Annotated in this window: 10 protein-coding genes; 5 read left to right on the top strand and 5 right to left on the bottom strand. The window is 47.2% G+C overall.

What is annotated here, in order from left to right:
• Position 1: 1 nt before the first annotated feature.
• The 5 genes from ACUC6J_RS13995 to ACUC6J_RS13975 form a co-directional block, all read right to left on the bottom strand.
• Complete coding sequence (locus ACUC6J_RS13995; RefSeq protein WP_016822146.1) at positions 2-592, bottom strand: 4Fe-4S dicluster domain-containing protein; 591 nt, start codon at positions 590-592, stop codon at positions 2-4.
• Between the two features lie 69 nt (positions 593-661).
• Positions 662-2164 carry a [FeFe] hydrogenase, group A gene (locus tag ACUC6J_RS13990; protein ID WP_225164766.1) on the bottom strand — a complete coding sequence of 501 codons (1503 nt, stop codon included), beginning with the start codon at positions 2162-2164 and terminating at the stop codon, positions 662-664.
• A 32-nt stretch (positions 2165-2196) separates the two neighbouring features.
• Positions 2197-2784, bottom strand: coding sequence for a 4Fe-4S dicluster domain-containing protein (locus ACUC6J_RS13985; protein WP_256620844.1), 588 nt, complete (start codon positions 2782-2784; stop codon positions 2197-2199).
• A gap of 38 nt (positions 2785-2822) precedes the next feature.
• The gene (fdhF, locus tag ACUC6J_RS13980) at positions 2823-4985 is read right to left on the bottom strand and encodes a formate dehydrogenase subunit alpha (protein ID WP_019687824.1); all 2163 of its coding nucleotides are present in this window, start codon (positions 4983-4985) and stop codon (positions 2823-2825) included.
• A 129-nt stretch (positions 4986-5114) separates the two neighbouring features.
• The gene (locus ACUC6J_RS13975; protein WP_225164765.1) at positions 5115-5651 is read right to left on the bottom strand and encodes a hypothetical protein; all 537 of its coding nucleotides are present in this window, start codon (positions 5649-5651) and stop codon (positions 5115-5117) included.
• Between the two features lie 338 nt (positions 5652-5989).
• On the opposite strand from ACUC6J_RS13975, the gene ACUC6J_RS13970 reads away from it, so the two are divergent.
• The 5 genes from ACUC6J_RS13970 to ACUC6J_RS13950 all read left to right on the top strand — a co-directional run bounded on the left by ACUC6J_RS13970 (position 5990) and on the right by ACUC6J_RS13950 (position 14873).
• Positions 5990-8842: an alpha-amylase family glycosyl hydrolase gene (locus ACUC6J_RS13970; protein ID WP_044785175.1), complete on the top strand. Its 2853-nt coding sequence runs from the start codon at positions 5990-5992 to the stop codon at positions 8840-8842.
• Positions 8843-9224: 382 nt separating this feature from the next.
• Complete coding sequence (gene leuC, locus ACUC6J_RS13965; RefSeq protein ID WP_016822141.1) at positions 9225-10649, top strand: 3-isopropylmalate dehydratase large subunit; 1425 nt, start codon at positions 9225-9227, stop codon at positions 10647-10649.
• Positions 10650-10670: 21 nt separating this feature from the next.
• Positions 10671-11273: a 3-isopropylmalate dehydratase small subunit gene (gene leuD / locus ACUC6J_RS13960; RefSeq protein ID WP_016822140.1), complete on the top strand. Its 603-nt coding sequence runs from the start codon at positions 10671-10673 to the stop codon at positions 11271-11273.
• 231 nt (positions 11274-11504) lie between these two features.
• A complete protein-coding gene (locus ACUC6J_RS13955; RefSeq protein WP_447249000.1) occupies positions 11505-13079 on the top strand; it encodes an N-acetylmuramoyl-L-alanine amidase in 1575 nt (524 codons plus the stop codon).
• A 294-nt stretch (positions 13080-13373) separates the two neighbouring features.
• Positions 13374-14873 carry an N-acetylmuramoyl-L-alanine amidase gene (locus tag ACUC6J_RS13950; protein WP_447248999.1) on the top strand — a complete coding sequence of 500 codons (1500 nt, stop codon included), beginning with the start codon at positions 13374-13376 and terminating at the stop codon, positions 14871-14873.
• The last annotated feature ends 12 nt before the right edge of the window (positions 14874-14885 follow it).

Here is a 14885-nt window from a genome sequence, read left to right as displayed (position 1 = left end):
GTTATAGACCCGTCGCCGGAATGCGTGTCATATGCAGCAGCTGACGTGCACTTGCAGCTCGTTTTTCCTCAACCCGGGCATGAACCAGATCTGGCTCGACCAGCTTGAGGGCTTGAGTTGGACATTTTCCAATACAGGCCGGTCCGCCGTCCACACCTTCGCACAAATCACATTTGCTGGCAATCATGCGTTCTTTAGGTTGCAAACGACCCGACACATTGGTGTACAGTCCGTCTTGCACGACCGGCTGCCCGTCTCTGTATTGAGGCACCATGGTAATCGCACCGTAAGGGCAGGCGATCATACAGGTTTTACAGCCAATGCAGCTTTCGCTATTAATAAGAATGCAGCCGTCTGCGTTCGTAATGGAGCCGTTCGGACAGGCATTAGCACATGGAGCATCCTCACAGTGACGACACTGAACAGGTGCAGTGACTCCGAATGATTTGATCACCTGTAGGCGAGGGTGAAAATGAAACTCGTCATCTGGCGAGATAAAAGGGTTCTCCGGCGAATGTGCGATAACACAGGCGATTTCACAGGTGCGACAGCCGATACACTGATCGGGATCAGCTAAAACAAAGCGATTCATACAACTCGACTCCTCTCTAACTAACAGCAAAATATAATTTCTAATGATCATACTTATGTGTTGAGCGCACTAATGAATGGAATAATCGTTATGCCCTTTGACGGGCATATCATTGCTACGGCTCTGCTTGCCGGGTCCACGCTTTTGGAAGGTCGTGTGCAGCAGATGGTGCGATACATGACCTAGCGGCTCACCCAGAAATTCATCGTACAGCTTGATGATAAAAGGGTTCTCATGCGATTTGCGCACCTGAGATGCAGCATCGTGTCCATAGATGGACGATTTACGTGCACGATAAGCATCGATTTTTTGTTTCTCCAACATGAGCTTGGGTTGCCCTCCTCCGCTGATACAGCCGGCTGGACAGCCCATGACCTCAATAAAATGGTAATCACATTCACCCGCCTGCACACGATCCAGGAGTTGGTAGGCATGCTGGAGTCCAGCGACGACCGCCACCTTGAGCTGCAGCTCGCCTACCTGTACCTCTGCTACTCGAATGCCTTCCTCGCCACGGACAAAATCCAGCTGGAGCTTGGGCAGCTTCTCATTCGTCAGCAGCTCATAGCCTGTGCGGATGGCAGCTTCCATAACTCCTCCAGTTACCCCAAAAATAGTGCCTGCGCCTGAATATTGTCCTAGCGGTGCATCAAATTCTTCATCAGGCAGGTTCATAAAATCAATGCCGCGCTGCTTGATCCAGTATGCCAGCTCACGCGTGGTCAGCACCTCATCCACATCACGATAACCGTCGGATTCCATTTCGGGACGATCGCATTCAAATTGTTTGCAGGTACATGGCATGATCGCGACGCTGTAAATATTCGCAGGTTCCACCTCATCCAGCTGTGCACCATAGGTCTTGATCAGCGCTCCCACCATTTGCATTGGCGATTTGCAGCTGGATAGATGGTCTAGCAGATCGGGGTATTCAATCTCGGCAAAACGGACCCAAGCTGGACAGCAGGATGTGAACATCGGCAGCGGTCCACCCTCGGTTACGCGGCGAATCAGCTCAGTGCCTTCTTCCATGATAGTTACATCAGCTCCGAAATTCGTATCATATACTCGATCAAAACCGAGGCGACGAAGGGCAGCGGCCATTTTGCCGGGCGTCAGGGTACCAAACGGCATACCAAATTCCTCTGCGAGTGACACGCGAATGGCTGGGGCGCACTGCACGATTCGAAGCTGTCCTGGCTTCTTCATCATGTCAGCTACCTTATTCAGGTTATAGCTATAATAGGCAGCAAATAGCGGTTCGCCGATGTCGGCAGGCATATCGCGTTCACGTATACGTTCCTGTCGTCTGATGGCGGCTGCCTGTGGAGATGAATCTGCCCAATCTGAGGCGTATACGCTGCATATTTGCACACATTGACCGCAAATAACACAGCGGTCTGCGTTCACGGTTTGAGGTTCTCCAGGCAGTCCCTCTATGGCATCTACCGGACAAACACCCGCACAGCGTCTGCATCCAGTGCAGAGCGTTGGGTCAATATGAATGACGGGGTCTGTAGAATCAGACGTCCTCATACAAGGAGGCGAAGAGATCTTGTCTGTTGTTGACATGTTTTTCTACCTTTCTGCGGCTGATTTTGACCTTACAGGCGTGGGAAAAAGACTTCCCGCCGAGGCTCTGGAGGCGAGTCGGATATACCATTGGCCAGCCGTAGCACATGATTTGGACAGGCTTCTACACAAGCAGGCTGTCCGTTCTCTGTTTCCGCGCACAGATCGCATTTGCTTGCCGCAGTGCGGGGAAGCGCGGTTCGATTTGCACGGTGAGTCAGGCCGGACTGCGTGATAACGTGCCCGGCTCGATAGACCGGAGACACCTCGATTGCCCCGAAGGGGCAGGCCAAAACACAGGAGGTGCAGCCGATGCATCGTTCCTCATCAATCATGACTACGCCGTCTTCCTGACGAATGGCCTGCACCGGACAGGCATGTGCACAGGGGGCATTCTCACAATGCCGGCATTGCACCGGCACGTACGTATCCCCAGCTCGCACTACATACACCTTGGGCACCACAGGCACGCTGACGGTTCCGATCGAAGCGCCTATGCCGCTCGCCTGACCGTGAACGGCAAAGCACGCCAGTTCGCAGGCTTTGCAGCCAATACATTGCCCGCCATCCGCAACGACGAAAGAGGAGGCAACAGCACTTGTTCTATTGGCTGAACCCATTCTGCTCGTCGAACGGTTCAGCGTGTTTCGTACGCCGCTCATCTTGTCACCTTGTCAGCTAGAATGGCTTCCTGGACGTTCATCTGTCTGCGAATCTTTTGGTACGATTCATGTACATCACGTTCAGCCTGCGCTTGGTCGGCAATCCGTTCCAACCGGATGGCGCAGTATTTCAATTCTGGGGTTTTGGATACCGGATCGAGAAAATCGGCGGTTAACTCGTTACATGCTCCGACCCACCAGTGATAGGTCATGTAGGTCGCACCTTGTTGCACACGGTCGCTAATTTGTGCCCGCGCCATGATGCGTCCCCGACGGGAGGAGATGGCAACAATTTCGCCATCCAGAATATTCAGATCTGCTCCGTCTTCTGGGCTAATCTGAATAAATCCAGGCTCATCAGACAACTGGCGTAATGCACGGCAATTCCCAGTCATCGTACGCACCGAATAATGGCCTACCTCACGGACTGTAGATAAGACAAGCGGGAATTTTGCATCCGGCTGTTCTTGCGGCGGACGCCATTCGCAGGCGAATAATCGTCCTTTACCACTAGGTGTGGAAAATTGATTGCCTTTGTACAAATACGGTGTACCTGGATGATCCTCTGTAGGGCAGGGCCATTGCACGCCGCCTTGTTCCTCCATTTTCTGATAGCTGGCACCAGCGAATAAAGGACTGAGGCTTCGCATTTCATCCCAAATTTCCTCTGTGTTCGCATAGGACATAGGGTAGCCCATGGCGGTAGCAACCTCACTAATGATGGCCCAGTCAGGCTTTACATCACCTTGCGGCTCGACGGCCTTACGGATACGCTGAAAGCCCCGATCTGCCGAAGAATACACCCCGTCATGCTCGCCCCAAGAGGTAGAAGGGAGGATGACATCCGCGTGCAGCGCCGTTTTGTTCATGAAAATATCCTGCACCACGACAAATTCCAATTGTTCTAGCGCTTCACGCAGCTCGGCAGCGTTTGGATCACTTTGTACAGGGTCTTCGCCGAAAATATAATAAGCCTTCAGCTTGTTCTCTTTCAGAATGAGATGCGGTACTTCTGTAAGTGAATATCCTTTTTTACGCGGTAGCTCAACACCCCATGCTTTTTCAAACTTTTTGCGAACTGCGGTGTCAATGACATCCTGGTAACCAGGATACACATTAGGTAATGCACCCATGTCGCAGGAGCCCTGAACATTGTTTTGTCCACGTACAGGTCCAATACCTACATTTGGCTTGCCCAGATTTCCGGTCAGTAGGGCAAGGGAAGCGAGCCCTTTTACCACATCAACAGCCTGTGAAAATTGACATACACCCATTCCGTACAGAATTGTAGCGGTAGGAGCCTTGGCATATTCCCTCATAGCCGCCCGAATGTCAGCCGCCTTGACACCTGTGATGCCTTCTGCATATTCGGGCGTATATTTTTTAATGCTATCTACGTATTCGGCAAAGCCTTCTGTGTTTGCTTCCACATATCTTTTGTCATACAGCCCTTCATGCACTAGCACATGACCAAAAGCGTTCACCAAAGCCATGTTCGAGCCGCCTTTTAGAGGTAGCCACATATCTGAAATGCGGCCCGTTTCAGTCATGCGTGGATCACATACAATAATTTTGGCACCTCGTTGCTTGGCTGCTACGATGCGTCTTGCGACGATTGGATGCGTTTCGGGCGCGTTGTATCCAAATACGAATATGAGATCAGAGTGTTCAATTTCAGGAATAGAGTTGGACATAGCCCCGTCCCCGAGCGAGTAAGTCAAACCTGCTACAGAAGGGCCGTGGCATACACGAGCGCAATGATCAATATTGTTGGTGCCAATGACTGCCCGCATGAATTTTTGCATAACATAATTGGCTTCATTTCCCGGACCGCGTGCGGAGCCCGTCCCCATGATAGAGTCAGGACCATACTTTTCCTTAATTGCTGACAGTCGTTCGGCAGTATACTGAATGGCTTCATTCCACTCCACTTCCTCCATGACTCCATTTTTGCGAATCATGGGCTTGCGCAAGCGTGCAGTCAGAATCTGTGGATCATTCAGAAAATCCCACCCATAATGTCCTTTCAAACACAATGTTCCTTCATTTGTACGACCATTAGCCGGCTCTGCGCCAATTACCTGTCCTTTGTCCACTAGCAAATGAAGCTGACAACCGCTTCCGCAGTAAGGACATACTGTTAATACCTTGTCTGCCATGTGTGCAGCACCTCTTTTTATATGAAATAGATGAAACTCGTAACATGAAAAAAAGCCAATACAAAAATGCCGCTTCACGCTGCATCCTGTACTGGCTTATCCGCGAGCGAGGAGATAATCTCCTTCCCGCTAATCCAACCGGGGTATGTGTTGTAGTTCAAGAGTAATGATAATATGTCCGTCTCCATGGACGGAGGGGCAGACCTCCCAAGTGTAAGTGAAGGGACTGCCAAGTGTTTTTTCGGCTTCCCTCATAAACTCCTTTTCCAGATAAGGACGAAGGACGTTCCAGTAATCACTGACCTTTTCCACAGCGCCTTCATGAACGAGAATTTCGGACAGATTAGACAAAGTACCCTGGATCTCTACTGTAACTCGGAGTGGTGAGTTGAGAGAAACCTTAACGTTGTCCGGTCCTTTTCCTCGGTAATGCTTGACAATACATACGGCCAGCTTCCTGATGCGCTCACGGTATTCCAATTCGGTATTCAACATCTGGACACTCCGCTTCGAATCAAAATAAAGGCGTACTTGCCGCACATGCCAGACAGCCTCTGTAGCTAATTTAGAAAAGGAAGTAGACGTCCCAACCAAAATGGTCTGCCCAGCACGGCGTATCACTCTTCTATGGTAGAACAGGTTGACCCGGAAAGATGTGAAATTCATTACACCTAACCAAAATTTTACATAGTTTAGATTGGAGATAGGTGTGCTGGGAATTTAGCGAGCGAGGAAATCTACACACTAGCAAATACATTGACCGAGGAAAAGTATGGATGATATAATCAAAAAAGGAAAAATCATTGGGTATTATTGAGCCGTATTTAAATGGGCTTTTCTAAGTGCTAGTTTTGTAAGCGCGTACAATGATTATTTTCCCTACATAACACGGAGGAGGCGATCAATAGATTCATTTTATCCAAATAAGTGTCTTTCTTTTTTTTTGTTTTTTATGCAACCGGTTGCACGATTTACCCACTAAATTTTATCAGGAGGGTGTTAACTTGCTAAGAAAAAAAACAGGGAGTTTTATTTCTTGGTTAATTATATTGTCGCTTTGCTTGAACTTCTTCGGTTTACCTAGTGGTGCTTCGGCCAGTAATACAGATTATACAGCAACCTATATGAATTCCACAGTGAATGCTCTTCCATTGCCAACCGCATCGGCTGCTACTTCTACCGTTAGTGCAACATATGCACCTTTAGCAACACCTACAGCAACTCAAAACGGATTAACGGTTCACTTTAAGAAGCCTTCAAACTGGAATTCAACAATTCGAATCCATTACTGGAATTTGAATCCGTCAACCGTTCCGATTAGTGGGGCGTGGCCAGGAATTCTGATGAAGTCGGACGGAAACGACTGGTATAGCTATACTATTGCCGAGGCGACAGGCTCAAGTCTCATTTTTAATGACAGTAGTGGCAAACAGACGGCCGACTTGTCTCGCAGTGTGAAAGAGGGTTGGTATTACACGGATAATGTATGGTATGATGCCAACCCGGAAACTCCAAAAATTCCGGCGGTTTCCATCTCTCCCGTGCCGAAAACATACGATTCGGCTCAAACGGTAACGCTTTCCAGCACTAACAGTAGCGACAAGATTTATTATACGGTAGACGGTTCGACACCTACGACCTCCTCGACCTTGTATACCACTCCAATTCAGGTTGCTTCCTCTTTGACTATCAAGGCCATCGCCGTCAATTCAATCGGTCAAACCGGAAATGCATCCTCTTTCGATTATGTAATTGACCTGAATGCCGATCTGCAAGCTCCGACAATCACAGCGAATTTGCCTGCCGGGCATTCCGGTTCCTCTGTGACTGTATCCTTCAACCTGAAAGATAACAAGGCGGCAACGACCAAGGCATACTACACGGAGGATGGTACGGAACCGACCACAAGCTCAAAAGTCTACATCCTCGGTAACGCATTGGCCGGATTGACCGGACCATCCATCCTTATCTCCAAGACCACGACATTAAAATTTCTTGTTATAGACGGTGCTGGAAATCAAACCAAACAGAGCTTTGTTTATAATATTGGAGACAAAGGTGATTTTCGGGAAGACACTATTTACTTCGTGATTACTTCCCGGTTCTATGACGGTGATCCAAGCAACAATGTGCACGCATGGGATGATGCCAAGGCGCGTAATCCAGATTCGGACCCTGCTTGGAGAGGAGATTTTAAGGGGCTGATTCAGAAACTCGATTATATCAAAGCCCTCGGATTTAGTGCCATCTGGATTACACCTGTTGTGCAGAATGCCAGCGGTTATGATTATCATGGTTACCATGCTATAAATTTTGCCAAAGTAGACCCAAGGTATGAATCGGCGGGAGCTTCTTATCAGGATTTGATCAATGCGGCCCATGCCAAAGGGCTGAAGGTTATTCAGGACATCGTCGTCAATCATACCGGCAATTTTGGTGAAGAGAATCTGTACCCCATGTTTAAGAAAGATCCGGCTAAACCGGATACCGGTAACAACTTGGTGAAAACTACGGATAAGCTGCCGCCAAACTATGATTCCATGACACCCGATCAGCAGTATCAGGCAAGACTCGCTTTAATGAAGAATACGGAAACGAACAATAACATTTACCATACAGAGAAAAGTCTTTCCTGGGAATCCTATACTGTTCAGACTGGTCAGATAGCGGGAGATTGCGTGGATTTGAATACAGAAAACCCTGCAGTTAACAAATATTTAATTGATACTTACAATCACTATATAGACATGGGTGTGGACGCTTTCCGTGTCGATACAGTGAAGCATGTGAGCCGGTATATTTTCAATAAATACTATATTCCTGCCTGGAAGACAAGAGGAGGCTCGGATTTCTATGTTTTTGGAGAAGTAGCCACCCGGTACAGAGATGTTTGGAACAGCGGAATTCCAGCGATCTCAACACCATTCTATACTTGGAAGGCTTCAAAATCGTATCCGGGCGATGGGAAAAATGACTATGCCTCTAATAAAATGTCGGTTGAACAAGAGTGGGCGGATAACTCTACTACAGCAGGACAGCCAACCTCGAACAATGCTTTCTTAATCGGCAATACCTATCATACACCTGACTATTCGAGGAAATCGGGCATGGATGTGATTGATTTCCCGATGCATTGGGCATTCAAGACCGCGCATGAAGCCTTTAATATGAGAAGTGGCGACCAATACTATAATGATGCTACGTGGAATGTAACCTATGTCGACTCGCATGACTATGCGCCTGATCAGGCTCCGGAAAATCAAAGATTTGCGGGCACACAAGATACTTGGGCCGAGAATCTTGACCTGATGTTCACCTTCCGCGGAATACCCGCTATCTTCTATGGCTCCGAAATCGAATTTCAAAAGGGGGCAGTCATTGATCCGGGTCCAAACGCACCGTTAAGCAAAACGGGACGGGCTTATTACGGGGATCACATAGAAGGCAGTGTTATGGTACAAGATTATGGCAAATACACAAACGCTACTGGCACGCTTGCGGAATCACTCAACCATCCTCTGGCGAAACATATCAGACAGCTAAATTTAATTAGAAGAGCTGTTCCTGCCTTGCAAAAAGGCCAGTATTCTACAGAGAATGTAACGGGCAATCTTGCGTTTAAGAGAAGATATACCGACAGCGCCAAAGGCATTGACAGTTTTGCGTTGGTCACCATTTCAGGAAATGCAACATTTTCCGGGATTCCGAACGGAACCTATGTGGATGCAGTGACCGGTGATTCCAAAACCGTTACGGATGGCAAAATCACCTTGACTTGCTCCGGTAAAGGAAATGCAAGGGTATATGTATTGAATGGCAGGGGTGGAATTGGAGAAACGGGAACCTATTTGAAGTAAACTGTCAGCGGAGGTTGACGCTGTACGATATGGAGAAACACTGAATCTCAAGGTTTAACAGAAAACTATAATGATATAAAAATAGAGTCATACCAAAGGTCGAAAGGAAAAATAACCTTCGGCCTTTGGTGTGTTAATCTTCCAAGATACATAGCTCTCGGGGCAAATGTTGGTTAGAAAACTAGAGGGATATATTTTTCTATCCTACCAACTTCACTCCCTGCCTCAATATTTTCTCTAGCACGCTTATAGGTCAAGACTATCACTTCTATAGATATCATATCTTAGACCAATCAGACACGTCGTGGTATATTGTTGACATCCAAGAGAGAGCCGTACAGCTTCTCTCCACTAGGTTCGAAAAACACAGGGGTGAATATTGATGAGTAAAAAGACCATGTTCGAGAAAATTTGGGATAACCATGTCATCTATCAGGAAGCGGGCAAGCCGAGTATTTTGTACATTGATCTTCACCTCGTACATGAGGTAACTTCGCCGCAGGCGTTTGAAGGACTACGTCTTAGCGGGCGCAAGGTGCGTCGTCCAGAGCTCACGTTTGCCACAATGGATCATAATGTACCGACAAAAGATCGTTACAACATTACGGACCCGATTTCCAAGCAGCAGATTGATACATTAACTCAAAATTGCCGCGATTTCGGTGTCACACTATATGATCTGGATACGGTGGATCAAGGTGTCGTTCACGTTATGGGGCCTGAACTGGGTCTGACTCATCCGGGAAAAACGATTGTTTGTGGTGATAGCCATACCTCCACACACGGGGCGTTCGGAGCGCTCGCTTTTGGTATCGGAACCAGTGAGGTAGAGCACGTACTAGCAACGCAATGTCTCCAGCAAGCAAAAGCAAAAACGATGGAAGTTCGTTTCGTAGGGCGTCGCAAACCTGGTGTGACGGCAAAGGACATGATTTTGGGTGTCATCGCCAAATACGGTACAGATTTCGCTACAGGCTATGTTATTGAGTACACAGGTGAGTCCATCCGCGAGTTGAGCATGGAAGAGCGCATGACAGTGTGCAACATGTCCATTGAAGGCGGAGCCAGAGCAGGTATGATTGCACCGGACGAAACGACCTTCAACTACTTGCGTGGACGCGAGCATGTGCCGCAAGGAGCTGCTTTTGAGCAAGCAGTTGCTGAATGGAAAGCACTTGTCACCGATGAAGGCGCCGAGTTTGATGTCGTACTGGAGTTTGACGTCGATGCTTTGATACCACAAGTAACCTGGGGCACCAGTCCGGGTATGGGGACAGATATTTCCTCAACCGTACCGACTCCGGCAGAATTGCCGACAGAAAACGAACGTAAAGCAGCTGAAAAAGCGCTTGAATATATGGATTTGAAGCCAGGCACACCGATCACGGATATTGCGATTGACTACGTGTTTATCGGCTCCTGTACCAACGGTCGGATTGAAGATTTGCGCGCTGCGGCCGAGGTAGCTAAAGGCTACAAGGTTTCTGACAAAGTCACGGCAATCGTCGTACCAGGTTCGGGTCGTGTGAAGATTCAGGCTGAAGAAGAAGGACTGGACGTCATTTTTCAAGAAGCAGGATTTGAATGGCGCGAAGCGGGTTGCAGCATGTGTCTTGCGATGAATCCAGATGTGCTTCAACCGGGACAGCGTTGTGCGTCAACTTCTAATCGCAACTTTGAAGGTCGTCAGGGACGCGGAGGACGTACTCACCTTGTATCTCCAGCAATGGCAGCCGCTGCGGCGATTCATGGACATTTTGTCGATGTACGGGATTGGAAATTCAAGCAGGAAGAAGTTGTCCGCTAGGATACGGAGGAGGAATTAACGATGGAAGCTTTCACAACTTTAAAAGGAATTGTAGCGCCTGTGGATCGGGTGAACGTGGATACGGATGCTATTATTCCTAAGCAATTTTTGAAACGAATCGAGCGCACAGGCTTTGGGCAGTTTTTGTTCTATGAGTGGCGGTTTGATGAAGCGGGCAATATTAATCCTGAATTTGAACCGAACAAGCCTCGTTATGCAGGGGCATCTGTTCTGATCTCTCGCGCCAACTTTGGTTGCGGCTCCTCCCGTGAGCATGCGCCGTGGGCAATCATGGACTATGGGTTCCGTTGTGTAATCGCACCGTCTTTTGCGGATATCTTCTATAATAACTGTTTTAAAAACGGTATTTTGCCGATCAAGCTGTCTGAAGAGCAAGTAGAGGAATTGTTCCAGCGCACGGCGAAGCATGATAATTACCAATTAAACGTAGATCTGAATGAAAAAACGATCACTGACGATTACGGTCTGCGTATTGAATTTGATCTGGATGAACATCGCCGTCAATTCCTGCTGCAAGGCTTGGATGATATTGGCTTGACCCTCCAGCATGAGTCTGAAATTCTGGCTTATGAGCAAAAACGTGCTGCGAAACAAGGAGCATAATGTTCATCTCCAGTCCAGCTTCATTATGAAGAAATATAGTTGATTTATTTGATAGACAAACAGCCCGTACTGGCAACTCTTTTGCCTGCGGGCTTTTATCATGTTTAGAAAATAAATTGGTAAATAAGGGGTTGACGGTTCAACTCATCATGGTATTGTAAATGTAAAATGGTTGAAGGACTATGTCTGTAAGTAGCACAAAAAATACATATATAAGTTAGGGGAATGAGGATGAAGAAATATGGTTGGGTGATATTAGCGGCTATTTTGATTTGGTTGTGGCCGTCCTCCCCTCATGTGAATGCGGCTGGAGCAGAATTGTTTTTGGATGGCAAAAGGGTGGAAGCGCCCGCAGATGCCAAGCCTGAAATGGTCAATGGTAAAGTCATGGTACCGCTCAGGGTGGTTGGGGAGCAGCTTGGATATCAGTTTAAGTGGGAACCTCAAGCCTATAAAATTTCAATACAAAAAAACAGTACCGATATGTCTATGTATGTAGGCCGTACATCGGCTGATGTGAACGGAAAAACAGTTAGTTTGGATGCACCACCTGTGCTGCGAGGCAGCTCGACCATGGTTCCATTGCGTTTTGTTGGGGAGCAAATGGGGTTAAAGGTGGATTGGAATAATGAAAATAAATCCGTAAATCTCAGTCAGAAGACTGCAACTCAACAAGCTAATAAACAGGCTCAATCCCAACAACCGTCGCAAACGTCAACACAGAGTCCAAAAAGCACAAATAAAACGTCTACAGCCACAGCGACGACAATAAATCCAGTTGAAGCAGACAAGCATACGGAAGTCGTACCATCAACATCCAAGGAGCAAAATGTAGAACAGACCACTGCAAATGCGGTGCTTGTACAAAACATTTCTTTTGATAGTGAAACGCTAAAGATTTCTCTGAACAAAGATCTAACTCCTAAAGTATCCAAAATGACGGGACCTGACCGTATAGTTGTAGATTTACCGGAGGCTTCACTGTCGACAGATCTTCTCCATTCGTTCCCGGTTCGCAAGGATGGCACGCGGGCGTTGACGAATAGTGACAGTGAGGATGTACAGGAAATCAGATTTGCTCCTGCGGATGGAACAAAAGGAGGAGCACGTATTGTCATTGCTTTGAATCAGACACGTGATTACGATCTTTCGACTAATAGCATAGGCGATATCACCCTTCAGTTGCGTGAACGTAGTACGAATCCAGAGATGGTAGCACCAACGAATGTCGAAGGACGGCGAATCGTCGTAATAGATCCAGGACATGGTGGTAAGGACCCTGGAGCAGGCAGCGTGACTGGACGACATGAGAAGGAATTTACATTGGCTGTAGCGTTAAAGGTCCAGCAGCTTGCTCAAAATGATCCTGACATTCAAATTGTATTGACTCGCAATGGAGATACGTATCCTACACTGGATGAGCGCCCACAGCTCGCTAATAATCAACAGGCCAGCGTGTTTGTTTCCATTCATGGTAACAGTATGCCGACCTCCAATAACGGAAAAGCTAATGGGTCTGAAACCTATTATGCACGTCAGGAAAGTTTAAGCCTGGCCACGATCATGCATAAGCATCTTGTAGCAGCAACTGAGTTTAAGGATAACGGCATTAAGGTGGCAAACCATGTGGTGACAAGAAAATCACAAATGCCTGCTGTACTGTTGGAATGTGGCTACCTTAGTAATCCGTCTAATGAAGCGGCCATGTTCACAGAAGAAACACAGCAGAAGATTGCCGAAGGTATTGTCGATGGCCTGAAGGAGTACCTTGGAACAGGCACAAGAATAACTGAAACACTCAACTAAAGAAGGCTTGAGACATAAGCTATTTTTACCTTTTGATGGAAATTCATAAGGGTGAAAAGTAGCTTTTTTCATTTTTCGGACTGTGACTTTTGACGGGAAGCGAATGGTCCATATTTTTAGTCAAAATTCGACAAAAATAGTTCTTTGGCACGTATATTTCTGTTATGATGGAATATATTCGCAACTTTTGGTGTGAGATAACGTCTATAAGGTTGTCTGATATTACATAAGCGCGTATATCAGGTCGCCGCACCGGAGCATGTGGCAAAAAAATTATGAATGGAAGGGTGACGAATGAAGAAATTTGGTTTTTTGTTGTTATTATTTGTCTTCATGTGGGCGGTTCCGGGTTATGGACATGCGGCTTCGAGTGGAACACAAATCTATCTCGACGATCAACAGTTAAGTGTCCCTAGTGGTGCTAAGGCACAAGTAATTGGCGGAAGTACGATGGTTCCGCTGCGCGTAATTTCTGAAAATTTGGGATATGACGTGACATGGAAGCAGCAGGCGCGAACCATAACGATTGAGAAGGACAGTACCTCGATCCGAATGATAATCGGAAGTAAGACGGCGACTGTCAATGGAAGCGACATTAGTCTGGATGCTTCGCCTCTGCTGCGTTCCAATTATGCCCTTGTACCGCTTCGTTTTATCGGCGAGCAAATGGGACTGGACGTAAAATGGGACAGCAGCTCCAAGTCCGTAAAATTATATACCCGCAGTAGTGGGTCTGGAAACGGGGAATTTACACCTCCCAAGTCCGGAAATAACAGTACAGGTACAGGAAGTATAACTGCGCCAACCAATAATGCGAGTTCAGGTGTGACACAGGTGCAGGGAGTCAGTTTCAGCCAAAACCGCTTAACGATCACAACAGCGAGTGCCGTCAAGCCGAAAGCGTTTACGATGACAGGCCCCGATCGGGTAGTGGTAGATTTGCCAGCGACTGCGTTTGCAGACAATTTCGGAGATCAGCAGAAGCTGGATAGCAACTTAAACGGTTCGTTGGACATTGAGAATGAAGCGGATGTGTCCGGTATCCGATATGCTTTATTCCAAAAGGAACCATCAACGGTGCGCGTTGTTATTGATTTGAAACATGCCATGAATTATACCGCATATAATGATGGATCGAATCGTGTTATCGTCGATCTGGCTTCCAAGGATTCAGTGAATACAACGCCAGATGCAACGTTACCGGATGGGTCACAGCCTGATGACACACAGACATCCCCGGTTAACAGCAATGGTAAAAAGGTCGTTGTTATTGATGCTGGACATGGAGCAAAAGATTCCGGGGCAGTTGGTATTTCGAGAAAAAATTATGAAAAGACCTTCAACCTGGCGATGGCCCTGAAAGTAGAAAGCATATTAAAACAAAACCCCAAACTTGAGGTTGTGTTAACACGTAGCGATGATACATTTTTGGAGCTTAAACAGCGCGTAAAAGTGGCTGAAAATCTTAAAGCCAACGTGTTTGTGTCCATTCATGCTAACAGTAGCGGTAGCTCAGCTTCCAACGGCACAGAGACGTATTACCAGCGTAGTGCAAGCAAAGCGTTCGCCAACGTTATGCATAAGTACTTTGCTCCTGCGACGGGTCTGACAGACCGAGGCATTCGTTATGGGAATTTCCATGTAATTCGGGAAACGACGATGCCAGCTGTTTTGCTTGAAGTAGGATATCTGAGTAATGCAAAAGAGGAAGCAACACTGTTTGATGAAGATTTTCAAAACCGGGTAGCTCAAGGGATTGCAGATGGAATCACAGAGTATCTCGACGTAAAATAAATCTTCAACAAA

The sequence above is a fragment of the Paenibacillus sp. JJ1683 genome, from assembly GCF_053006485.1.
The sequence above is the reverse complement of the archived record's forward strand: the minus strand, read 5'-3'. Positions and strand labels throughout refer to the sequence as shown.